At 70.1% G+C, this 23,452-nt stretch carries 18 protein-coding genes; 6 read left to right on the top strand and 12 right to left on the bottom strand.

Annotated elements, in window-relative coordinates:
* Positions 1 to 62: 62 nt before the first annotated feature.
* From AC1VNM_RS11825 to AC1VNM_RS11835, 3 genes are read right to left on the bottom strand one after another with little or no spacing between them, the layout of a single operon-like run.
* Positions 63 to 581: a GNAT family N-acetyltransferase gene (locus AC1VNM_RS11825; RefSeq protein ID WP_377153538.1), complete on the bottom strand. Its 519-nt coding sequence runs from the start codon at positions 579 to 581 to the stop codon at positions 63 to 65.
* On the bottom strand, positions 581 to 1,333 hold the full coding sequence (locus tag AC1VNM_RS11830) for a DUF1294 domain-containing protein (protein ID WP_483107040.1): 753 nt from the start codon (positions 1,331 to 1,333) through the stop codon (positions 581 to 583). The genes AC1VNM_RS11825 and AC1VNM_RS11830 overlap by 1 nt, the downstream gene beginning before the upstream one ends.
* A 34-nt stretch (positions 1,334 to 1,367) precedes the next feature.
* On the bottom strand, positions 1,368 to 3,332 hold the full coding sequence (locus AC1VNM_RS11835; protein WP_377153534.1) for a DEAD/DEAH box helicase: 1,965 nt from the start codon (positions 3,330 to 3,332) through the stop codon (positions 1,368 to 1,370).
* Between the two features lie 635 nt (positions 3,333 to 3,967).
* Between AC1VNM_RS11835 and AC1VNM_RS11840 the strand changes: the two genes are divergently transcribed.
* Positions 3,968 to 5,500 (top strand): FAD-binding oxidoreductase, encoded by a 1,533-nt coding sequence (locus AC1VNM_RS11840; RefSeq protein WP_483107041.1) that lies wholly within the window; start codon positions 3,968 to 3,970, stop codon positions 5,498 to 5,500.
* 1 nt (position 5,501) lies between these two features.
* On the opposite strand, the gene AC1VNM_RS11845 is transcribed toward AC1VNM_RS11840, so the two are convergent.
* The 3 genes from AC1VNM_RS11845 to orn all read right to left on the bottom strand — a co-directional run bounded on the left by AC1VNM_RS11845 (position 5,502) and on the right by orn (position 10,442).
* On the bottom strand, positions 5,502 to 7,850 hold the full coding sequence (locus AC1VNM_RS11845; protein WP_483107042.1) for a hypothetical protein: 2,349 nt from the start codon (positions 7,848 to 7,850) through the stop codon (positions 5,502 to 5,504).
* The gene (locus AC1VNM_RS11850) at positions 7,792 to 9,753 is read right to left on the bottom strand and encodes a chorismate-binding protein (protein ID WP_483107043.1); all 1,962 of its coding nucleotides are present in this window, start codon (positions 9,751 to 9,753) and stop codon (positions 7,792 to 7,794) included. The genes AC1VNM_RS11845 and AC1VNM_RS11850 overlap by 59 nt, the downstream gene beginning before the upstream one ends.
* A gap of 86 nt (positions 9,754 to 9,839) precedes the next feature.
* The gene (gene orn / locus AC1VNM_RS11855; protein WP_431104412.1) at positions 9,840 to 10,442 is read right to left on the bottom strand and encodes an oligoribonuclease; all 603 of its coding nucleotides are present in this window, start codon (positions 10,440 to 10,442) and stop codon (positions 9,840 to 9,842) included.
* 112 nt (positions 10,443 to 10,554) lie between these two features.
* Here orn and AC1VNM_RS11860 point away from each other — a divergent pair, with 112 nt between their 5' ends.
* A complete protein-coding gene (locus AC1VNM_RS11860) occupies positions 10,555 to 11,865 on the top strand; it encodes a M48 family metallopeptidase (protein ID WP_483109268.1) in 1,311 nt (436 codons plus the stop codon).
* Positions 11,862 to 12,779: a ribosome small subunit-dependent GTPase A gene (gene rsgA, locus AC1VNM_RS11865; RefSeq protein ID WP_483107044.1), complete on the top strand. Its 918-nt coding sequence runs from the start codon at positions 11,862 to 11,864 to the stop codon at positions 12,777 to 12,779. Before AC1VNM_RS11860 ends, rsgA begins: the two co-directional genes overlap by 4 nt.
* A 29-nt stretch (positions 12,780 to 12,808) precedes the next feature.
* On the opposite strand, the gene AC1VNM_RS11870 is transcribed toward rsgA, so the two are convergent.
* The 5 genes from AC1VNM_RS11870 to AC1VNM_RS11890 all read right to left on the bottom strand — a co-directional run bounded on the left by AC1VNM_RS11870 (position 12,809) and on the right by AC1VNM_RS11890 (position 17,461).
* Positions 12,809 to 13,117: a hypothetical protein gene (locus AC1VNM_RS11870; RefSeq protein ID WP_483107045.1), complete on the bottom strand. Its 309-nt coding sequence runs from the start codon at positions 13,115 to 13,117 to the stop codon at positions 12,809 to 12,811.
* Positions 13,118 to 13,188: 71 nt separating this feature from the next.
* Complete coding sequence (locus tag AC1VNM_RS11875; protein WP_377153522.1) at positions 13,189 to 14,019, bottom strand: SDR family oxidoreductase; 831 nt, start codon at positions 14,017 to 14,019, stop codon at positions 13,189 to 13,191.
* 157 nt (positions 14,020 to 14,176) lie between these two features.
* Complete coding sequence (locus AC1VNM_RS11880; RefSeq protein WP_431104416.1) at positions 14,177 to 14,452, bottom strand: hypothetical protein; 276 nt, start codon at positions 14,450 to 14,452, stop codon at positions 14,177 to 14,179.
* Positions 14,453 to 14,706: 254 nt separating this feature from the next.
* Positions 14,707 to 16,758, bottom strand: a complete 2,052-nt coding sequence (locus AC1VNM_RS11885) for a M3 family metallopeptidase (RefSeq protein WP_483107046.1) — start codon at positions 16,756 to 16,758, stop codon at positions 14,707 to 14,709.
* A 19-nt stretch (positions 16,759 to 16,777) separates the two neighbouring features.
* Positions 16,778 to 17,461, bottom strand: a complete 684-nt coding sequence (locus tag AC1VNM_RS11890) for a hypothetical protein (RefSeq protein WP_377153516.1) — start codon at positions 17,459 to 17,461, stop codon at positions 16,778 to 16,780.
* A gap of 197 nt (positions 17,462 to 17,658) precedes the next feature.
* Here AC1VNM_RS11890 and AC1VNM_RS11895 point away from each other — a divergent pair, with 197 nt between their 5' ends.
* The 3 genes from AC1VNM_RS11895 (at position 17,659) to AC1VNM_RS11905 (ending at position 21,358) form a co-directional block, all read left to right on the top strand.
* A complete protein-coding gene (locus tag AC1VNM_RS11895) occupies positions 17,659 to 18,219 on the top strand; it encodes a YaeQ family protein (protein ID WP_377153514.1) in 561 nt (186 codons plus the stop codon).
* A 128-nt stretch (positions 18,220 to 18,347) separates the two neighbouring features.
* On the top strand, positions 18,348 to 20,513 hold the full coding sequence (locus AC1VNM_RS11900) for a prolyl oligopeptidase family serine peptidase (protein WP_483107047.1): 2,166 nt from the start codon (positions 18,348 to 18,350) through the stop codon (positions 20,511 to 20,513).
* Positions 20,510 to 21,358 (top strand): DUF924 family protein, encoded by an 849-nt coding sequence (locus AC1VNM_RS11905; RefSeq protein WP_483107048.1) that lies wholly within the window; start codon positions 20,510 to 20,512, stop codon positions 21,356 to 21,358. Before AC1VNM_RS11900 ends, AC1VNM_RS11905 begins: the two co-directional genes overlap by 4 nt.
* Before the next feature lie 169 nt (positions 21,359 to 21,527).
* Here the strand turns inward: AC1VNM_RS11905 and AC1VNM_RS11910 are convergent, their stop codons facing one another.
* Complete coding sequence (locus AC1VNM_RS11910) at positions 21,528 to 23,240, bottom strand: long-chain fatty acid--CoA ligase (protein ID WP_377153508.1); 1,713 nt, start codon at positions 23,238 to 23,240, stop codon at positions 21,528 to 21,530.
* Positions 23,241 to 23,452 lie beyond the last annotated feature (212 nt).

The raw sequence follows: 23,452 nt of genomic DNA on the forward strand, positions 1-23,452 counted from the left end.
CGAGGGGGCGCGGGCCGGCTTGGGGCGGCCCGGCGCTCGGCCCGCCATCGCCCCTCCACCCATCACACGGGTGTCAGGGACCTGCGCATCAGGGTTGCCCCGGAGCCGAAGCTGGCGAGTTTCTCGGTCAGCGCGGCGCTCAGCGGCGCCTCGGCGTCGGAGAAACCGTGGCGCTCCCAGTAGGCGCGCGAGCCCTGCACCGCCACCAGCGCGACCTGCGTCAGGCCCATGTCCTGGGCACGATGCACCACCTGCTGCACCAGCTTGTGGCCCAGGCGCTTCGCGCGCCCCGCCGGCGAGACCGCGAGGTCGTGCAGGTACAGCGTGCGCGGTGCGCGCGCCGGCGTGATCGACGGCGCGTCGAGCGCCGGCAGCTGCCCATCGTCGACCGGCAGGCTGACGACATAGGCCAGCGGCTCGCCGGCCTCGACGGCCAGGTAGGAACAGTGGAGATGGCGCGCCGCGTTCAGCTTGGCCTCGAAGGCCTCGGCGCTTTCCAGGAACTCGGGCCCGTAGCACTGGGCCTGCAACGCGAGCACGTGCGGGACGTCCTCGGTGCCAATCACTTTCAACTGCAGCATCAAACGAATGAGCCGGCCGATCGCGCGTTCCAGTGGTCGGAGATCCCCGAAAAGAACGGCGTCAGCAGCGGCGTAAAAAGACAGACAAAGGCCAGGATGTTGAGCGCGACGCTCAACCAGAACACCCGCCGGAAAACCGGCTTGGCGCTCTTGTGCCGCAGCAAGTGCTGTGCCAGCAACGCGCCGGGCCAGCCGCACAGCAGCGCGAGCACATGCAGCGTCGATTCCTTGACGCGCCATTGGCCCAGTCGCGCCGCGCGCTTGTCCAGCGCGTAGACGATGAAGGTCGCGAAGCTCATCGCGACGTAGACGCCCCACAAGCCGCGCGGCAACGGCCACGCCAGGTGCGTCAACAGCACCAGCGAGGCAAAGCCTGGCACCAGCCACAGCGAGGCACCGGTGTCGGCCGAGGTCTTGGGGGAGGAAGCAGCGGAAGCACCGCGCGCGGACGGCGCGGGCCTGGATCGCGCGCCAGCGCGGGCCGCGTCGGCAGAGCCGGACGACGGACCACGCCGGGGCGCGGGGCCGGCGGGCGCCGGCTTGGGCTCGAGGCTCCGGACCTTCAGCGCGCGGGGCTTGCCCTGCGCATCGGATCCAGGCTCGTAGTCGACGCGTTCGCCGACGAAGGGTCGGCGGGCGCGCATGCCGAAGGCACTGATGTGCGCGAAGCGTTTCGGCCCGCCGTCGGACGGCGCGATGAAGCCGTAGCCCTTCGCGTCGTCCCACTGGACGATCCGACCCTCGACGCGCATCCCTCAGCGCCCCTCGTCAGCCGAGCCGTGAAGCTCAGAACTTGCGCGGACCCTTGCGCGGCACGAAACCACCGCGCTCGCCGCGGTCGTCGCCACCTTGCGGACGCGGGCCCTTGCTGAACGCCGGCTTGGCCGGACGACCTTCGAAGCGGTTGTCGTCGCCCTTGTTGAAGGCCGGACGCTCGGCGCGAGGTGCGTAGCGGTCGTTGTTCTCGGCCGAACGGTCGAAGCGCGGGTCCGGACGACGCTGGTCGAAACCACCGCCGTTGCCGCCTTCGCGCGGGCCGCCGAAGTCACGCTGCGGACGGTCGCCATAGCTGCGCGGCGCGCCGCCGAAGCCTTGACCGCCTTGCGGACGATCACCGAAACGCGGACGGTCGCCTTGCGGACGATCGCCGAACGGGCGGTCACCTTGCGGGCGCTCGTTGCGGTGCTCGAAGCGTTGGCCGCCACCGAAACCACCGGGGCCACCCTGACCGCCTTCACGACGCTCGCCGAACGGCGGACGGCCTTGGCCTTCCGGACGCTCGAAGCGCGCGCTGTTGTCGAAGCGGTTGTCGCCGCCACGATAGCCACCGCCTTGCGGACGGTTGCCGCCGAAGCCGCCACGGTTGCCACCGTAGCCGCCGCGATTGCCGCCGAAACCGCCACGGTCGCCGCCGCGATCACCGCGGTCGAAACCCGGGCGCGCCGGGTAGATCTTCGGATCTTCGTTACGCGGCTCCAGGCCCTCGATGCGCGAGACCGGGATCTGTTGCGTCGTGAACTGCTGGATGCGCTTGATCATCGAGATGTCACCACGCTCGGCCAGCGTCACCGCGAGGCCGGAGCGGCCGGCGCGGCCGGTACGGCCGATGCGGTGGACATAGTCCTCCGCCTTCATCGGCAGGCCGAAGTTGATGACGTGCGAGATCGTCGGCACGTCGATGCCGCGGGCGGCCACGTCGGTGGCGACCAGCACGCGCAGGTCGCGACGGCGCAGCGCCATCAGCGTGCGGGTGCGCTTGCCCTGCGGCATGCCGCCGTGCAGCGCGGCGACGCGGTGGCCGATGGCCTCCAGCTGTTCGGCCAGCCACTCGGTGTCCTGCTGGGTGCTGGTGAACACCACGGCCTGGTCGACGTCGCGCAGGCCCAGGATGTGTTCCAGCAGCTTGCGCTTGTGCTGGCCGTTGTCGGCCCAGTGCAGGCGCTGCTCGATGTTCTCGTGCGAGTCGGTGTGGCCCGAGACGTCGATGCGCTGCGGGTCCTTCATCAGCTGCGAGGCCAGGCGGCCGGTGTTGCCGGCGAAGGTCGCGCTGTACATCAGCGTCTGGCGTTCGGCCGGGATCTGCTGGGCGACGAAGTTGATGTCGTCGATGAAGCCCATGTCCAGCATGCGGTCGGCTTCGTCGAGGACGAACATCGTCACGTTGTCCAGCTTGCAGCGGCCGCTGTTGATGTGGTCCAGCAGACGGCCCGGGGTGGCGATCAGGACGTCCAGCGGGCCGCTCAGCGCGCGCAGCTGCTGTGCGTAGGGCATGCCGCCCAGCACGGTGGCGACGCGCAGGCCCTGGATGTGGCGGCCGTAGGTCATCGCGGACTTGGCGACCTGCATCGCCAGTTCACGGGTCGGAGCCAGCACGAGCACGCGCGGGCCGACGGTCCGGGTCTTGTTGTTGGTGGCGGCGCGTTCGGCGCGGGCGGTCAGCACCTGCTGCAGCGCGGGCAGGATGAACGAGGCGGTCTTGCCCGAACCGGTGCGCGACGAGACCATCAGGTCCTTGCCGTCGAGCGCCGGCGGGATCGCCTGCGCCTGCACTTCGGTGGTGTTCTCGTAGCCGGAATCCTTGACGGCGCGCAGCAGCGCGTCGTGCAGGCCCAGGGCCGAGAACGGCGTGCCGGTGGTCTCGGCGTCGGCGCCGAGTTCGCCGGCCTCGATCACCTGCTCGAGTCCGCTGTCCAGCGCCTCGTTCGTGTCCAGGGTGTCGGCGGCGGTGTTCTTGTCGTGGTCGAAACTCATTTGTCTTTGCAATCCAAAGGTGCACAGCCGGGCCGACGCCGTCGAAACGGAGTCCGCGCCGGAGCGCCTGGTCGCCGCGCAAGATCGATGTGATCGCGGCAGAACCGTGATGTCGCTGGGAGAAAGCTCGCGTCGATCACCAGGAAAGAAAGACACATGCGCGGCGCGATTGCAGAGCAACCGCCGTGGTCGGCATGAAGGGCCTGGTGAGGCGCCGGGGAACAGTCAAAGCGACGGCATCGCCGCCGACCGAACCCGAGGGCATGCAGTGCGCGCTCCCCGTGGCGGGAAACAGCTTCGGCGGAGAGCCGGAGCCTGCGTGGGAGTCCATTCGGATGCCCGACGCAGCGGTCTGCAAGAGGTCAGAGGAGACGTACGAAGCACCGCCAGAAGCGGTGAAGCCCACGACTATAACAGCGTTCGGGGTTTTCACCTAGCGCATCGTTGCAGCCGCCTCGGGGGGCCATCGTGCGGAGGATTCGCGCGTCCACCGTCCCGCCGCCTCACTCGATCTGGGGTACGCCCCGATGAGGGACGAGGCATATTGGACTCTCTTCGGTCCTACACTGGTCTCACATTGGACTTCATCTCCTGGGAGATTTGAAGGTCCGCAGACCTGTTCAGGGAGACCGTGCATGGATCGTCGCGCACTGCTGGGCGCGGGCGTTGGAGCGCTCGCCGGATCATGGCTCACCGGATGCGGGGGCGGCGGAGGCGACGCCGGCACCCCGGTCGTCCCACCTCCCCCACCCGATGCCGGCCCCTACACCGCACTGGCCCGGCAGATGAAGGGTCAGTTGCTCGTGGCTGGCCAGGCGGATTTCGACGCCTTCCGGCGGCCGGCCAACGCGCGCTTCGACGGCGTGGTGCCCCAGGCCCTGGCCCGATGCGCGGGGGCCGAGGACGTCGTGGCCGCCCTGAACTTCGCGCGGTCCAACAAGGTCGCATTCGCCACGCGCAGCGGCGGACACAGCTACCTGGCCGCGTCGACCGGCACCGGGCTGGTGATCGATACCGGCCCGATGGACAGCGTCCGCATGGACGGCGACATCGCCGTCGTCGGCGCCGGCACCAAGCTCGCCGACGTGTACCGCGCCCTGCTCGCGTTGCCGCAGCCGCGGCTGCTGCCCTCCGGCAGTTGCCCGACCGTCGGCATCAGCGGCATCACGATGGGCGGCGGCTTCGGCTTCTTCCAGCGCGCCCACGGCCTGACCTGCGATGCGCTCCTCGGCGCGACGGTCGTCGGCGCCGATGGTCAATCGCTCACCTGCGATGCGACGCGCAACGTCGACCTCTTCTGGGCCTTGCGCGGCGGTGGTGGCGGCAACTTCGGGATCGTCACGGAACTGCGCTTCCAGACGCAGCCGCTGCCCGCGTTCAACACCTGCTGGGGACAGTTCGCCTCGGGCGACCGCGCCGGCGTGGCCCTGGCCTGGCAGGCCTGGTGCGCGACGCTGCCGGACTCGGTGTGGTCGCAGTGCCAGATCGCGGTCGACAGCGTGGGGCATCTGCTGCTGTCCGTCTTCGTCGTGGCCTTCGACACGGCCGCGGCGCTCCGGACGCAGTGGGACCGGTTCCTCGCCACCACGCCTGTCGCACCGACGGCGCAGGACCCGGCGCAGGTGCTCAGCGCGGCGACACTGCTGATGAACCGCTGCGCCGACCTGACCGCGGCACAGTGCCACCTGCCCTCGCAGGCCTCGGGCGGCGTGATGCCGCGCGTGGCGATGACGGCAAGCTCCGACTTCTTCGCGCAGCCGATGCCGGCGGCCGGGATGCAGACGTTGGTGGACGCGCTCACGGCGCGCGGACGCGCGGGGCGCGGCGGCACGGTGATCTTCGACCTGATGGGCGGCGCGATCGCGCGAGTGGCCACGGACGCGACCGCGTTCCCCCATCGCGACGCGCTGTTCAGCGCGCAATACCTGACGGAGGGGCTCGCGGGCAGCGGCACGCCGGCCCAACTCGACGACGATGCCCGATGGACACACAGCCTGCGCGGAGCGATGGCACCGTGGAGCACCGACGGCGCCTACGTGAACTACCCCGACGCGGCCATCGCCGACCCGGCCTCCGCCTATTACCGCGACAACGTGGCACGACTGCGCGCGGTGAAGCGCGCGGTGGACCCGGGGAGTGTCTTCAAGACCTCGCTCGCGACGCTGTGAGTCACAGCCCTTCCAGCAGCTTCGGAAGGACCGTCATCAGCCCATCGAGCTGATCGCCATCCAGCCACGCGGGTGCTGTGTCCAGCCAATCGGGGAAGACGACGCCGTCGCGCTGCGCGCGCAGCACGGCCGCGTCGAGGGAGTCCTCGATCAGCAGCAGCGCCGACGGCACGCCGCAGGCGTCCTCACCGCAGGCCGCCTGGATGCGGCGCGCCAGCACGGCAGGCTGCCAGGGCAGGTCCGCGTGGACGATCGCGACGCGGTCGCCAGCGAGCGCACCCTCGTCCAGGCTGCCGAGCGCGTCATCGCTGGCCAGCAGCACGCCGGCCTCGGCGCCGCGCCAGGCCGACAGCGCCGCCTCGCGGACGTCGGTCGCATCACCGGCGCGCAGGCGCTGCGGCGGCAGACGGCGCAACTGGGGCGACATCGAGAGGCTGTCGAGCAGCGTCTCCGAGCGCGCACAGATCACCAAGCGCGCGGCGGCCGGCACGGCGGCGGCCTGGATCCATTCGCGGCGCAACGCAAGCACGGCCTCGGCCTTGGCTGCCAGCGCCTGGCGCGAGGCCGGCGGCAGCAGCGCGAGCGCCTCCAGCAACTGCTGCTGCTCGGCGCTCGACAGGAAGCGCAGCGCGGTCCAGCGCTCGACCAGTTGACGCAGTTGCTTCAGCGGCGCGGCGGGCAGGCTGGCGCCTGTGGATCCCGCCCCATCCAGCCACAGCGGTGTCAGCAACGCCGCGGGCAATTGCTCGTCCAGCTCGCGCTTGCGACGCGACAGCAACACTGGCTCCAGCGCGTCGCGCCTGACCTTCTTGCCGGCGTCGTCCGGCAGCACCCGCAGATCGGACAGCGGGCCGCGACGCATGTCGTCGAGCCAGTCGACCCACTCGCCCAGACGCGCGTCGCCCAGCGGCTCCTCGTGCGCGATCAGCAGCAACTGGGCGGCCGGCAGCGCGCGCAGCGCGGCCAGACGATCCGCGCCCATCAACTCGATGCCGTCGACGATCAGCAACGCGGCCTGCGGCTTCGCGGGCGGCGCGGCGGCCACCGTCACCGACTTCGCGTCGTCGCCGAGCCAGCGCTTCAGGTCGCGCTGCCAGGCGGCATGCGCGGACTCCGGCGCGATGACGACGGCGGGCGTCACGCCGAACAGCGTCGCCCACAGCTGGATCGCGGCGATGGCGGCGCCGCGCTGGCCCAGCCCGAGGTCGTCGGAGATCAACGCACGCCCTGCGCAGACGGCAAACAGCGCGGCCTCCCACGCATGCGTCGGCAGCTCGTCGCGCAGCAGCGCGCGCATCGCGGCGCCGTCGGCCATCAGGGTTTCGAGGCGCTGCACGCGCGCCTGCGCATCCCGTCCGCAGGCCAGTTGCGGCCACACCGGCGCATCGACGCGCAGCACGACGCCCAGCGCGCGAGCATCGCTCAGCACCTGCTGCAGCCACGCGTGGCCGCCCTCGGCACGACGGCGTTGTTGAACGTCCAGGCCCGCCTGCTCGCGCAATCGTTGCGGCACCTCGCGGCCGCAGACCCACTGAAGCTCGCGCTCGTCGCCAGGCACGAGCCAGACCTCGGCCTCGCGCGCCGGCCAGCCGGCATCGAGTGCCGCGTGCTGGTCCGCGTCGAACAGCGACAGCAGCTGGCCGCCGTGCTCGCACGCGCCTTGATCCCGATAGCCAGCGCAATCGCAGCGCCAGGTGTGGCGACCCAGCAGGCGCAGGCGGAACGTACCGCCGGTCTCGCCGTCGCGCAGTTCGTAGTCGCCGAACACGCCGTCGTCCTCGCGGGCGCCGAGCGTGAAGCGTGGCGGCTCCGCCGGAACTTCCTCGACGGCGGCCTCGGCCTTGGGCTTGCGGCGCCCCTTGCGGGCGGGGGCGGACTGGGCAACGGCATCGTCGGCGGCAACGGACTCGACCGGCGGTGCTGGCGCCTCGGCGACCGCCATAACTTCGACGGCCTCCAGCATGACCGCGACGGCGGGCTCCTCGACCGCCGCGGTCTTCGGTGCGGCACCGCGCTTGCGCGGCGGCCGCTTCGGTGCTGGCGCATCGGCGTCGACGACGGCCTCCGCCACCATCACGACCGGCGTTTCAGCGGCTTCTGCCGTCGCCACGGGAGCGACCTCGGACAACGCCGCCGGTGCAGCAGCTTCAATCGCCTTGGCGCGGGCAGGCCGCTTGCGTGCGGGCTTGAGCGCTTCGCTCGCCGGGGTCGGCACCGCCTCGGCCACCGCTTCGGGCGCGAGCTCGATCACCGTGTCCACGGCGGCGTCGATCGCAACCGGCGCGGCCGCTTCATTGACCGCTCGGGTCTTGCGCGCCGCGGGGCGGCGTCGTTGGGAAGTCGTCGTCATGAGGATCCTCGTGCCGCAGCCGCACTTCACGCCAGCCGCGGACACCGTTGAAGATGGCGAGCGCATGCGCCCGCCGCAGATCGTCCAGGGTCAGCCGCGCCTCGCGCAGCCGGCCCTGTTCCAGCAGTTCCTCGCGCAGCGTGCCGGGCAGCAGGCCGGCCGCGGCGCGCGGCGTCAGCCACGGCCCGTCCGGCGCCTGTTGCAGCGCGAGGTTGGTCAGGCAGCCCTCCGTGAGCTCGCCATCCCGGTTGAACAGCAGCACATCGAAGCAGTCCGCCGGCTTGGCGTCCAGGAAGACCTGGTACACCTCGCGACGCGTCGTCTTGTGCTGGATGAATTCCGCCCCCGCACCGCGCGTGTCGATCGGCGTCCGGGCCAGCGCCACCATGAGTGGCTCGCCCTTGTCCGTCGGTGCCGCCGGGGCCATCGGTGCCGGCAGGGCCTGCACCGTGTCATTGAATGTACCGTCGCGGGCCAGCGTCAGACGGACGCGCCACGCGCCACGCGGATGGCGCCGCGCGATGTCGATGAGGCACGCCTTCGCCGCGTCCGCCGACCACGCCAGCCCGAAATGCCGCGCCGTGCGCTGCATCCGCGCCACGTGCCGGCCGGCACGGGCGAACTCGCCGTCCTCGAGCCGCATCGTTTCCAGGGCCTCGATGGGCGCCTGGGCACGCGCCAGGAAGCGCGCCTTGGCGCGCCACTCGTCGATCTCGTCCCCCGGCCGCGAGTCCAGCGTGATGCCGCTGCCCACGCCGCAGCGCAGCGCACGCCCCGTCTGCTCGACGGTGCGGATCGGCACGTTGAAGGTCACCGCCCCGCCCGGCTGCAGCAGACCGAGCGCGCCGCAGTACCAGCCGCGGGGGCCGGGCTCCAGCTCGTCGATGACCTCCATCGCCCGCTTCTTCGGCGCGCCGGTGATCGAGCCGCAGGGGAACAGCGCGGTCATGACCTCGTCCAGCGCGAGGCCCGAGCGCGTGACCGCGCCGATCGTCGACGTCATCTGCCAGACCGTCGGCAGCGCGTGCAGCTCGAACAGGCGCGGCACACGCACCGAGCCCGGCACCGCCACGCGCGACAGGTCGTTGCGCAGCAGGTCGACGATCATGAGGTTCTCGGCGCGTTCCTTGGCGCTGGTGCGCAGGTAGGCCTGCGCGGCCTCGTCGCCGGCGCGGTCGCGGCCGCGCGGCGCCGTGCCCTTCATCGGCTGCGCCGACAGCAGCCAGGTGTGGCTGGCCTGCGGCGTCTCGGGCAGCGGACGCCAGTCGAAGAAGAGTTCCGGCGAGACGCTCGCCACGGCACCGCCGTCGCCTTCAGTACCGGCGCCGGTCCCGTTCCCGGTCCGCAGGAACATCGAGAACCCGCCCGGCTGCGACGCATGCAGCGCGAAGAAATGGGCGACCTCGTCGAAGCCGTCGAGCGCCTCGGCGCTCAGCCGCGTCGTGAGGTTGACCTGGTAGCAGTCGCCCTCGCGGATGTACTCGCGGATGCGCTCGACCTGCGCCTGCTCATCGGTCTCGGCCTGCGTGTCGCGCCACGCCGTCATCGGATGCGCGCGGGATGCGCCAGCCGCCGCCAGGTCTTCCGGCCACGGCGCCGGCGCTTCATGCCAGACGTGGAATTCCGCCAGCGGCGCCTCGCCCGCCGGCCGCGTGCGCAGCACCGCGTCGAGCGCGCCCGCCGCCTCATAGCGCAGGCCGCCCAGCACCCACGCCCCGGCGCGCGACGCGGCATGCGCCAGCCGCAGCACGGCGCGCAGGCGATCGGGATCGCGCGCGGTCAGGCGCTCCGACGGCGGCGCGAAAAAGGCGCCACGCAGGCGTTCGCCGTCCTCGCGCGCCAGCGGATGACGCGGAAAGTCGAAGGCCGCCCACAGGTCCTGGGGGCGGCGCGGGGTGTCCATCGTGTCTCAGTCGCGCGGGGGCGCGTTCCTCGTCAACAGCGGGAGGGGGACGGAAGCGGGAGCGGCGAGCACGCCTGAAGCCGGACTCAATCCAGCTTCAGGAAATGCTCGCGGTAGTGGAGCAGTTCGTCGATGGATTCGTGGATGTCGGCCAGGGCCGTGTGCTTCTGGGCCTTCTTGAAGCCCTCCATCGCGGCGGGCTTCCAGCGGCGGGCGAGCTCCTTGAGCGTCGACACGTCGAGGTTGCGGTAGTGGAAGAAGTCTTCCAGCTTGGGCATGTAGTTGGCCAGGAAGCGGCGGTCCTGGCAGATCGAGTTGCCGCACATCGGCGACTTGCCGGCCGGGATGTAGGCCTTCAGGAAATCGATGACCTGCTGCTCGGCGTCGGCCTCGGCGATCGTCGACGCCTTGACGCGGTCGATCAGGCCGCTCTTGCCGTGCGTGCCCTTGTTCCAGGCGTCCATGCCGTCCAGCATCGCGTCGGACTGGTGGATCGCGAAGACCGGGCCTTCGACGCGCACCGTCAGCTGGGCGTCGGTGACGACGACGGCGATCTCGATGATGCGGTCCTTGTCCGGATACAGGCCGGTCATCTCCAGGTCGATCCAGATCAGGTTCTGGTCGTTGAGCGGCAGCACGGGATTGGCGCCGGCGCCAGCGGCGGGGGCGACGGTGGTGTCGGTGGTCATGGGGTTCTTGTCCTTCAGGTTGGGCGCGATTGTCGCCGAGTCGGGCCCCTCTACACTTGCGTCCATGCAGATCTCTCCCGCGGCGCTCGCCGCCGCTCCGTCGCCCTCGGCGCTGAGCCACTCCCCGCTGATGCTGACCGCGGCCTTCGTCGCCGCGGTGATGCTGTCCTTCCTGGTCAAGCTCTGGCTGTCCTCGCGCCAGATGCGCCATGTGGCGCGGCATCGCGGCGCAGTGCCTTCCGCGTTCGTCGGGACGGTGCCGCTGTCGGCGCATCAGAAGGCGGCCGACTACACCGTCGCCCGCGGCCGCTTCGGCACGCTGCACCTGGCCTGGGACACCGCGCTGCTGGTGGGCTGGACGCTGCTGGGCGGGCTGGACCTGCTCAACCAGTGGATGCTGTCGTGGCGCCCCGAGCTCGGCGACATGGGCTACCAGCTCGGGCTGCTGGCCGCGTTCGCCATGCTGTCCGGCGTGCTGGACCTGCCCTGGTCGATCTACAACACCTTCCGGCTGGAAGAACGCTTCGGCTTCAACCGCACGACGCTCAAGCTGTTCCTCGTCGACGGGGTGAAGGGACTGGCGGTCGGCGCACTGCTGGGCCTGCCGATCGCGGCGCTGATCCTGTGGCTGATGGCCAAGGCCGGCAGCGGCTGGTGGCTGTGGGCCTGGGGCGCGTGGATGGGCTTCAACCTGTTGATGCTGGTGATCTACCCCACCGTCATCGCGCCGCTGTTCAACAAGTTCCAGCCGCTGGAGGACGCCGTGCTGCGCGAGCGCGTCCAGACGCTGATGCAACGCTGCGGCTTCGCGGCCAAGGGCCTGTTCGTGATGGACGGCAGCCGGCGCTCGGCGCACGGCAATGCGTATTTCACCGGTCTGGGCGCGGCCAAGCGCGTCGTCTTCTTCGACACGCTGCTGGAACGCCTGAACCCGCCGGAGGTCGAGGCTGTGCTCGCGCACGAGCTGGGTCATTTCAAGCGCCGCCACGTGCCGCAGCGCATGGCGCTGATGTTCGCGTTGAGCCTGGCCGGCTTCGCGCTGCTGGGCTGGCTCAGCGCGCAGGCGGGCTTCTACCTGGGCCTGGGCGTGCGGCCCAGCCTGGAAGCGCCCAACGACGCGCTGGCGCTGCTGCTGATCATGCTGGCGCTGCCGCCGTTCGCGTTCTTCCTGACGCCGCTGATGTCGCTGTGGTCGCGCAAGCACGAGTTCGAGGCGGACGCCTACGCCTGCGCGCAGGCCAGCGGTGCCGATCTGTCGAACGCGCTGCTGAAGCTGCATGAGGACAACGCCGGCACGCTGACGCCGGACCCGGTGTTCGCGCGCTTCTACTACTCGCATCCGCCGGCCAGTGAGCGGCTGGCGGCGATCGCCTCGCTCGTGACGCCATCGATGCCCGCCACGCCGACGGGACAACCCGCATGAGCACGAGCACGGGCAAGGACGTCCAGACCGGCCTGGTGGTGCGAGGGCACGGCCGGCATTACGTCGTCGAGGACACCGACGGCCAGCGCATCCACTGCCTGACGCGCGGCAAGAAGAGCGATTGCGTCGTCGGCGACCGCGTGCGCTGGCAGCGCAGCAGCGATCACGAGGGCGTCATCGAGAAGGTCGACCCGCGCCGCAACCTGCTGTTCCGCCAGGACGAGTGGAAGACCAAGAGCTTCGCGGCCAACCTGGACCGGCTGCTGATCCTGGTAGCGGTGGACCCGCAGTTCTCGGAGTCGCAGCTCACCCGCGCGCTGATCGCCGCACGCAGCGCCGGCATCACCGCCGACATCGTGCTGAACAAGACGGACCTGCCCGGCGCGGACGCGGCGCGCGAGCGCCTCGCCCCGTACAAGGCGATGGGCCAGCGCGTGCTGGAGCTCAGTTTCAAGGGCCGTCCCGACGAGGCGAGCGACACGCTGCGACCGCTGCTGCACGGCCAGGCGACGCTGGTGCTGGGCCCCAGCGGCACCGGCAAGAGCACACTGATCAACCTGCTGGTGCCGGATGCGAAGGCGCAGGTGGGCGAGATCTCGCAGGCGCTGAACTCGGGCCGCCACACGACGACCACGACGCAGTGGTACTGGATGGACGCGACACGAGAGGCCGCGCTGCTCGACTCGCCGGGCTTCCAGGAATTCGGACTCCGGCAGATCACGGCACCGGACCTGGCCAGCTACATGCCCGATTTCCAGCCGTATCTGGGCGAGTGCCGCTTCCACAACTGCAGCCACCGGCACGAGCCGGGCTGCGCGGTGCTGGTCGCCGTCGAGGCGGGGAAGATCAGCCCCTCGCGCTACCGCATCTACGACGAACTCTGGGACGAGCTCAGCGCACCGCCGAAGTATTGAGCGGGGTGAGGGCCGGCGGCCCCACGCTGTCAGCGTTCCAGACGCGGATCCACGTTGGGGACTTCGCGGACTTCCGCGTCGATCACCTCGCCCTGCGGCGCACGGCTGCCGTTCATTCCGTTCATCGCACCTGGTCGGAACGCCTGCGAACGGAACTGGGCCGCGCGGCGGAACGTGGCCGTGTGCAGCGTCGGCTTGCGGCCGCGGATCAGGCTCCACAGCAGCACGACGCCGAAGATCACCAGCCCGGCGGCGAGCACCACCAGGAACAGCACGATGGAAGCCACCGCCAGCACGAGGCGGGCGGCGATCGAGAAAAGCGTGGAGAGAGCGTTCATCGTTCCTTCAGATCGGGGCGATCGCGCGGATTCAAGTCCGCGGGGCCATCACGCCCCGGATCCCCCAAAAATCATCCTCGACCAATGTAGGGCATCTTGGTGGCCATGACCGTCAGGAACGGCACGTTGGCCGACAGCGGCAATTCCGCCATGTAGAGCAGCGCGCTGGCGGCATGCGCGACGTCCATCCGCGGTTCGACCATCGTGCCGCCGTGCGCCTGCGGCACGCCGTGCACGAAACGCTCGGTCAGGTCGGTCTCGGCGTTGCCGATGTCGAGCTGGCCCGCGGCGATGTCATGTTTGCGGCCGTCCAGCGCCAGCGTCTTCGTCAGGCCGGTGATGGCATGTTTGGTCGAGGTGTAGGCGATCGACCCCGGCCGCGGCGCATGCGCCGAGATCGAGCCGTTGTTGACGATGCGTCCGCCGCGCGGCGACTGCCGCTTCATCAGCCCGAAGGCGGCGCGGGCGCACAGGAAGCTGCCGGTCAGGTTGATGTCGACGACGGCGCGCCAGGTCTCGATGCTGAGCTCGTCGATGTCCGACGCGGGCGCGCCGCGACCGGCGTTGTTGAACAGGAAATCGAGCCGGCCCCAGCGGCGTTCGATGGCGTCGAAGGCGGCGGCGACCTGTGCCTCGTCGGCGACGTCGGTGGGCAGCACGAGTGCGCGCTCCGGGGCGAACGCGGCGGTCTCGCGCAGCATCTCGTCGCGGCGGCCCAGCAGCGCCACCTGCCAGCCGGCCTGCATCAGCGCCTGCGCGGCGGCGCGGCCGATGCCCGACCCGGCACCGGTCACGGCGGCGAATCGCAGCTTGGAGGGCGTCGCCGCGGCCAGCGGGACGACCTCGGGCGAGGGGGTCACGTCGGCAGCGACGGAATCGAGGGCGGCGTGGGCAGAGTCCATCCCCCCATCATAGGGAGCACGGGGGAAATCGGCTGACGCGAGGCTGAAGCCGCGGCGCGCTCTGCGCCCGCCATCGCCCTTGGGGTTGCCCCCTGCATCGCCCCTTGGAGCGGAGCCGGCCATGACAGGCGGATGCCGGACAGGACGTCGTGTTCGCTCATCGCGCGGCCACCTGTTCGCCGTCCATCGGACGATCCGCGCGGCGGGCCGAGACGACGACCGTCGGCAGCGTCCGCACGTCGCCGGCAGCGCGCAGCGCGGCCAGTGTCTGGGTCGACTTGCCGTTGATGACCACAGTGGGCAGTCGCTGCGGCTCTTCGGCGCGGCTGGGCAGCGCCAGCAGCAGGCCCGCGGCGATGCCGGTCGCGACGCCGATCAGCGCGGCGACGCGCTTGACGTTCGTGAATCGGTCGTAGCAGCGAATGGTGTTCATCTCGTCCTCCGGGGCCGCGGGTTGCTCTTGCGGCATGGGACGAATGATTGCCGGGGTTAACCCCTAGCGAAAGTCGGCTGCGACCAACCCGTGCCAGCCGGCGATGAACTGCGGCAGGGCGCGATGAATGACAACCGTCGGAAGGGTTTGCCCCATGAACTAGGGGCCCCTTCCGGGGCCCCTCGTCAGTCGGATGACCGCCTGATATCCGACTGATATCCACGCGGTATCCGCGTGATGTCAGCGCACGCGCATCAGGCGGGGATCAGTCCCCTGCCCTTCAACATCGGCTCCACGCGCGCATCGCGGCCACGGAAGGCACGATAGGTCGCGCCTGGTTCGCGGCTGTTGCCGACCGACAGGATGTTGGCCAGTACCGATTGCGCGGTCGCCGCGTCGAACGGATCGCCGGCTTCGACGAAGGCCTCGAAGGCGTCGCAGTCCAGCACTTCCGCCCACAGGTAGACGTAGTAGCCGGACGCGTAATAGCTGCCGGAGAACAGGTGCTGGAAGTGCGTCAACCGGTGGTTCATGCCGATCGCCGGCGGCAGGCCCAGGCGTTCCAGCGTCTCGCGCTCGAAGGCGACCGGATCCGGCGCCTCGGCCTGCTCGCGCCCGTGGAGCGCGAGGTCCACCAGCGCCGACGCGCAGTAGCGCACCGTCTCGTAGCCCTGGTTGAAGGTCGCGGCCGCCTTCAGGCGGTCGAGCAACGCATCGGGCAGCGGCTCGCCGGTCTTGTAATGGCGCGCGTGCCGCTTGAGCACCTCCGGCTCGGCCATCCAGTGTTCCATCAGCTGCGACGGCAGCTCGACGAAGTCGCGCAGCACCTGCGTGCCGGACAGGCGCTCGAACTCGACGTCCGACAGCAGGCCGTGCAAGCCATGGCCGAACTCGTGGAACAGCGTGCGCACGTCGTCGAAGGACAGCAGCGTTGGTTCGCCCGGCGCGCCCTTCGCGAAGTTGTTGTTGTTCAGGATGATGGGCAACGCGTCGATGCCGTTGCGGGCCTGCCAACGCAGCGCGTTCATCCAGGCGCCGCTGCGCTTGGTGGGACGCGCGAAGTTGTCCTGGACGAAGATCCCGCGCAGCGAGCCGTCCGGCCGCTGCACCTCGTAGACCTTCACGTCCGGGTGGTAGCCGGCGACCTGCGGCTGCGCGACGAAGCGCAGGCCGTAGAGCCGCGAGGCGCAGTCGAACATCGCCTGCACCATCGCGTCCAGCGGGAAGTAGGGCTTGACCTCGGCCTCGTCGAGCTGGAAGCGCTGCTGGCGGACCTTCTCCGCGTACCAGCGCCAGTCCCAGGCCTCGATCGTCAGGTCGTGGCCGAGCTGCGCACGGACCTCGTCGAGCATCGCCCGCTCGCGCGCGGCGGCTGCCTTGGCCGGTTCCCAGACCTGGTCCAGCAGGTCTTGCACGGCGGACTGCCGGCCGGCCATCGTGTCGGCGAGCGCATAGTCCGCGAAGCTGCGGTGACCGTGCAGCGCGGCCTGCTCATGGCGCAGCGCGAGGAGCTCCCGCACCAGCGCTCGGTTATCGGTCTCGCCGGGAATCTCGCCGCGGCCAACCCAGGCGCGCCAGGCCTGCTCGCGCAGGTCCCGGCGTTCGCTGAAGGTCAGGAAGGGCACGATCAGCGAGCGCGACAGCGTCACGACGTGCACGCCCGCTTCCGCCTGCCCGCGTTCCAGCGCGGCCTGCCGCGCGGCGGCGCGGACGAAGTCCGGCAGCCCGGCCAGTTCGGCCTCGCCGCGCAGCACCAGCTGGTAGCCGCTTTCGTCGGCGAGCACGTTCTGCGCGAAGCGGGTGTTGAGTTCGGCCTGCCGCTCCATGATCGCGGCGTAACGCGCGCGCGCCTCACCCTGCAGGCGGGCGCCGGCGCGGACGAAGTCCAGGTGCACGCGTTCGAGCAGCCGCAGCGACTCGGCCGGCAGGCCCAGCGACGCGCGCTGTTCATGCAGCCGCTCGACGCGCTCGAACAGCGCCGCGTTCAGGTAGATCGCGTTCGTGTGCGCCGCCAGCGGCGCGGCCATGCGGCGTTGCACGGCCTGCAGCTCGGGCGAACTGGCCGAGGCGCTCAGCGTCGAGAACAGATGTTCCAGCGCCGTCAGCGCGCGGCCCGCGCGATCGAGCGCGGCCAGCGTGTTGTCGAAGTCCGGCGCGGCCGGATTCGTGGCGATCGCGTCGAGCTCGGCGCGGTGCGCGGCGAGCGCGGCGTCGAAGGCGGGTTCGACGTGTTCGGCGCGGATCGCGTCGAACGGGGGCAGCCCGTACGGGCCGGTCCAGGCGGACAGCAGCGGATTGGTGCTCATCGGGTCTGCCCCTTCCTCATCACTTCTTGTTCTGTTCCTTCTTGATCGCGATCTCGTCGGCCTCGTCGTACGAACGGTTGCCGCACTTGAACTTCCAGTCGTTGCGCTTGTCGTTCAGATCCTCGACGGCCTCGTTGAAGTCGTCGGCGAGCTTCTGGTGCGCCTCGACGCGGACGTTGAAGGCCTTGTTGCCTTCGACGCGGTCGTTGCGGGCCTTGTTGAAGGCGTCGATCTTCGGCTGCAGCGCGTTCGCGCGGGCCTGGTACTCCTCCTGCTTGGCCTTCAGTTCCGCCTTCTCCATCTTGGCGGCGCCGGCCTCGATCTCCGCGCCGAACGCCTTGACGCCGTCGATCTCGGCCTTCAGGGCCGTGCTCTGCGCCTGCATGTCGGCCTCGAACTTGTCGGAGTCGGCCTTGGCGGCGCGCAGCTCGTCGCGCTCCTTCAGGACCTCGGCCTTCTTCTTGTCGAGTTCCGCGGCGGTGGCTTCGTTCTGCTGATTGGTGTTCATGCAGGTACGCAGCTCGTCGCGCGTCATCAGCTTGCCCTTGCCACCCTTGGTGGTCGTGGCCGCGGCCGGAGCGGCGGACGTGGCAGGCTTGGCGGCGGGCTTGGCCGGCGCGCTCGTCTGGCCGCTCGTCTGGGCGGAGGCCAGACCGCAGGCCAGCAATGCCGCGACGGCGAGGGAGGTGCGAAGAGTGTTCATGTCGTCTCTCAAGTCATTGCGCCGGATGGGCGCTGTCTCGTCGGTACGGACCGTCCGGCTCGCGACCGGTCCGCTGTGCGGGTCGGCATGATGCCACGACCCGGATAATGCGCCGCTTCAGATCGTTTCCGGCCCGCGTGCAGCCCGCACGGCAGGCTGTCCACCCCGCACACGACCGCCTCGGGCGGCACCCCACCATGGCGCTCAAGGCCACCATCCACAAAGCCCAGCTGCAGCTCTCCGACATGGACCGCCATGTCTACGGCGAGCACTCCCTGACCGTCGCCCGCCACCCGTCGGAAACCGACGAGCGGATGATGCTGCGCATCCTCGCGTACGCGCTGAACGTGCCGGCCGACGACCTGCACGGCAAGCTGGAGTTCAGCAAGGGCCTGTCCGACGTCGACGAACCGCCGCTGTGGCAGCTCGACCTGACCGGCCAGGTCGTCCACTGGATCGAACTCGGCCAGCCCGACGAACGCCGCCTGCGCCAGGCGCATGGCCGGGCGGACCGCGTCACCGTCATCGGCTACGCGTCCAGCACGCCCGTGTGGTGGGCCGGCATCCAGAACAAGCTGCAGCGCACGCCCAAGCTGGCCGTGTGGCAGATTCCGGCGGAGCAGGCCCAGGCGCTGGCCGCACTCGCCGAGCGCGGCATGCAGTGGCAGGTCAGCATCCAGGATGGAACGGCGTACGTCAGCACCGAGAAGGGCGCGGTGGAGATCACGCCGCAATTGCTGAAGGAACGCGAGGAGTAAGACCTGGAGTAAGGTGAGGTGCGCAGACCCCAGCCCTCACCCCTGCCCTCACCCCTGCCCTCCCCCCTGCCCTCTCCCGCAGGCGGGAAAGGGAGTTGCCCGGGGAGTTGCTTGATCAGGAGACCGTTGTGTCGCAATCCGTGCCTTCCGCTTCCGCCGAACCCACGGCCTCCATCGACCCCGTCGCGGCCCACGCCGGCGGGGACGATCCGTTCCTGTGGCTCGAAGCGCTCGAGGGCGACGAGGGCGAACGCGCGCTGCAATGGGTGCGCGAGCGTAACGAGACCACCCTCGCCGCGCTGAAGGCGGAGCCCGAGTTTGAACCGGTGCGCGAGGAGCTGCTGCAGATCCTCAACGCCCGCGACCGCATCCCGCACGTCGCGCGGCGCGGCGACTGGTTCTACAACCTGTGGCAGGACGAGGCCCATCCGCGCGGCCTGTGGCGGCGCTGCACGCTGGAGGAATACCAGCTCGCCGAACCGCCCTGGCGCCTGGTGCTGGACCTGGACGCGCTGGGTCGCGACGAGGGCCGCAGCTGGGTCTTCCACGGCGCGACGGCGCTGGCGCCCGAGTACCGGCGCTGCCTGGTGTCGCTGTCCGACGGTGGCGCCGACGCGCACGAGCTGCGCGAATTCGACCTGGAGACGCTGCGCTTCATTGCGCCGACCGACGGCGGTTTCTTCGTGCCCGAAGCCAAGAGCGACGTCGAATGGCTGGACGCCGACACGTTGCTGGTCGGCAGCGATTTCGGGCCGGACTCGCTGACCGAGTCGGGTTATCCGCGGCAGGTCCGGCGCTGGGCGCGCGGTACGCCGCTCGAAACCGCGCCGGTGATCTTCGAAGGCGAGAAGGCGGACGTCTCCGTCTCCGCGTCGGTCGACCGCACGCCGGGCTTCGAGCGTGTCGTCTTCAGCCGCGCGCTGGACTTCTACAACGAAGCGCGCTTCCTCTGGAAGGACGGCGCCTTTGTCCCGATCGACCTGCCCAGCGACATGAGCGTCCACCTGGAAGGTCCATGGATGCTGCTGCGTCCACGCACCGACTGGGCCATCCCGCACGGGCCGACCTATCCGTCGGGCTCGCTGCTGCTGATGGAGGAAGCGTCGTTCTGGAAGAACGAGCGGCACGACAAGCACATCCGGGTGATGTTCTCGCCGACGGCGGGGCGCTCGCTCGAGGACTACACGCTGACGCGCCACCACCTGCTGATCAACGTCAGCGAGCACGTCGCGAGCCGGCTCGAGGAATGGGACCTCTCGCACCGGCCGCCGACGCTGCGCCAGGTCAAGGCGCCCTTCCCCGGCACGCTGAGCGTGCAGAGCCTGCACGACCCGGAGCTGCTGGAGGACGCGCTCGGCGACCGCTACCTGCTGCACTACTGCGATTTCCTCACGCCCGACGTCGTCTGCCTGGCGCAGGCCGGCGTCGACACGCGCGAGACGCTGAAGCAGCGCGGCGCGCAGTTCGACGCCCACGGCATGACGGTCGAGCAACGCTTCGCCACCAGCGCCGACGGAGAGACGGTGCCCTACTTCGTCATCGGCAAGCGCGGCCGCAGTGCGCAGGCGCAACAGGAGACGCCGACGCTGCTCTACGGCTACGGCGGCTTCGAGGTCTCGCTGCAGCCGTGGTACTCGGGCGGCAACGGCCGGGCGTGGCTCGCGCGCGGCGGGCAACTGGTGGTCGCCAACATCCGCGGCGGCGGCGAGTACGGTCCGCGCTGGCACCAGGCGGCGACGCTCGAGCACAAGCAGCGCAGCTTCGACGACTTCATCGCCGTGGCCGAGGACCTGATCGCCCACCGCCTGACGCGGCCTGAACGGCTGGGCATCATGGGTGGCAGCAACGGCGGGCTGCTGGTCGGGGCCTGCATGGTGCAGCGGCCGGAGCTGTTCGGCGCGGTGGTGTGCCAGGTGCCGCTGCTCGACATGAAGCGGTATCACCTGCTGCTGGCGGGCGCCTCCTGGATGGCCGAGTACGGCGACCCCGACGACCCCGACGACTGGGCGCACATCGCCGCATACAGCCCGTACCAGCAGCTCAAGCCGGGCGTCACGTATCCGAGGGCGCTGTTCGCCACCTCGACGCGTGACGACCGCGTGCATCCCGGCCATGCGAGGAAAATGGCGGCTCGCATGCTGGCCTTGGGCCAGGCGTGCTTCTATTACGAAAACATCGAGGGCGGCCACGGCGGCGCTGCGGACAACCAGCAGCGGGCGCTGTTGCAAGCCCTCGAGTTCGCCTACCTGTGGCGGCAACTCGGCAGGGAGTCCCCTCGTGGAGACGTATCTTGAATCTGGTCATCCAGCATCATCCCGACGCGAGATGCTTTCTTGCGCAGCCGCAACCCGGACTGCAATGCCGGCTCGACTATGAGCGCCACGGCGAACAGCTGATCATCACCCACACCGGCGTGCCAGCGCAGTTGAGCGGGCAAGGCCTCGCGGCCGCGCTGGTGGAGGCCGCCGCGCGCTGGCTGGCGGAGTTCCCGCTGCAGCTGGTGCCGGGCTGCAGCTACGTGCGGCACTGGCTGCTGCGGCATCCGCGCTGGCAACGGCTGCTGACGCCGGCACCGGCACAGCGCGTGCTCAACGAATGGTTCGGCCTGCCCGGCAGCGAGCAGGACGGCCAGGTCCAGATGAAGTGGTTCAAGAAGGATGCGGCCTTCGACGCGGCGCTGCGCGAGCGCTTCGGACCCGTCATCGAGCAGGCGCTGCGCGGCGGCCTGCGCGAATGGGACTCCACGGCCTGGGGCGCGCTGGCGCGAATCCTGGTGCTGGACCAATTCACGCGCAACGTCCACCGCGACACGCCGACGTCCTTCGCTGGTGACGCGCTGGCGCTGGAGGCCGCGCTGACGTTGCTGCCGCGCGCGCAGGACCTCGGCACGCTGGAGCGCTGGTTCGTTGCAATGCCACTGGAGCACGCCGAGGACCTCGCGATGCAGGACCGCAGCGTCGCGATCTTCGAGGCGCTGGCCACCGAGGACGAGCGCCTGATGGACGCGCTGGACTACGCGCGCAGGCACCGCGACGTCATCGTCCGTTTCGGTCGTTTCCCGCATCGCAACGAGATCCTCGCCCGCGAGAGCACCCCTGAGGAGACTGAGTTCCTGCAACAGCCCGGTTCGCGATTCTGACTGCCCTCGGGCAGGGCCGGGGCAGGCGACGAAGTCGTGCCGTCAAGACTGACCAGGCGCGTTCTGTCTGACCGCAGCGAGCCGAAGGTGAGCGAAGGGAGTTGAGCGCCCGAGGCACGACCGGAGTCGCCTGCCCCGGCCCTGCCCGAGGGCAGTCGGCGAGGTGCTCTTACGTCGGTTCCTTCTCCTGCAGCAGCCGCCACATGACCTTCCCCGACCCCGACTTGGGCAGCGCGTCGACGAACTCCACGATGCGGGGCGCCTTGTAGGCTGCCATGTGTTCGTGGGCCCAATCGATGATGTCCTTGTCGGTGGTCTTGCCCTTGGCCTCGGCGCGCAGCACGACGACGGCCTTCACCGTCTCGCCGCGATAAGCGTCCTTGGCCGCGATGATGCAGGCTTCCTGCACGGCCGGATGGCGGTACAGCAGCATCTCGACTTCCGACGGCCAGACCTTGTAGCCGCTGGCGTTGATCATCCGCTTGAGCCGATCGGTGATGAAGAAGTAGCCCTCCTCGTCCATGCGTCCGAGGTCGCCGGTGCGGAAGAAGCGCTTGCCGTCGAGCTCGACGAAGGCTGCGTCGGTCGCTTCCGGTTGCCGCCAGTAGCCCTGGAACACCATCGGGCCGTGCGTGATGATCTCGCCCACCTCGCCGACCGGCAGTTCCTCGAGCGTCGTCGGATCCACGATGCGCGAATCGACGCCGAAGATCGGGATGCCCAGGCACTGCAGCTTCGCGCGCTCGGGCGGATTGCCGTGGCTGGGCGCGGCGGTCTCGGTCAGGCCGTAGCCTTCGGCGAAGGTCAGGCCGAACTCTTCCTGCAGCCGTTCCGCCACGGCCTTGGGCATCGCCGCGCCGCCGCCGCTCAGGTAGCGCAGGCTCCGCAGGTCGAAGGACTTGTAGTTGGGGCTGGCGAACAGGTCGATGATCATCGTCGGGATGCAGGTCCAGTGCGTGACCTGGTAGCGCGAGATCAGCCGCCCGCAGAGCTCGCGGTCCCAGCGCGGCATGATCACGAGCGTCATGCCGATGAACACGGGGCCCAGCACCCCGTAGAGCGTGCCGGTGATGTGGAACATCGGCACCACCGCCAGTCCCACCGATTCCGCGCTGGCATAGCCCCACTGGCAGCCGCCGCAGCTGTTGGCCATCAGTGTCGCGTTCGTGTGCACGCAGCCCTTGGGCAGACCGGTGGTGCCCGACGTGTAGGGCAGCATCGCGAGATCGTCGGGCCCCGCGGTGTGCGGCCCCGGCACGAGGCCGGCGGCGATCGCCTCACGCCAGTCGGTCGCGCCCGGCGGCAGCTCGTGCACGGCGGTCAACCAGGCGCGCATCGCCTCGGGCGCATCGCAGGCGGGATCGGGGCCGGCGGGCGGCAGCATCTGCCAGTACTGCGTCACCAGCACCGCGCGCGGACGCTGCGACACCGGCAGGGTTTCCGCGGCTTTCGCGACGATGCCGGCGAGCTCGCCGCTGCAGATCACGACCTTGGTCTCGGGGTCGGTCAGGTAATGGCCGAACTCGTCCTGGCGGTTCATCGGATTGACCGGCACCACGACCGCATCGGCGCGGTTGATCGCATAGAACGCGATCAGGTACTGCGGGCAGTTCTGCAGGAACAGCGCGACGCGGTCGCCCTTGCCCACGCCCTGCGCCCGCAACCAGCCGGCGAGCGCCTCGGCCTGGCGGCGCATCTCGCGGAAGCTCAGCGTCGCACCGAGGAACTGCGTCGCCGCCTTGTCCGGATAACGGTTCGCGGCGACCTCGAGGTTGAACCACAGCGAGGTCCGCGGAATCGCCAGCCGCCGCGGCAACCTGGCCGGCCAATGGCTGTACTGCACGTCGGCGTTCTCGGGACGGGGGGTGACCACGCGCGTCATCGATCTGTCTCCTGTCTTTGTTTGGACCGATCTTCAGTCGGTCTCACGACCCACCTTGTCACGGCAGCGACAACCCCCGACGGAGCGCGAGGACAGCGAGCGCCGATGGGGCCGGAATGGCGCTGGGGGTTCCCGGAGGGATGCCCCCAGCGCCGTGGAGTGCCCGCGCCTGGCCCACCGCAGTCCAAGCGCCCAGCCCGCGCGTTCCACGC

The organism is Mitsuaria sp. MSU3D, assembly GCF_056867975.1.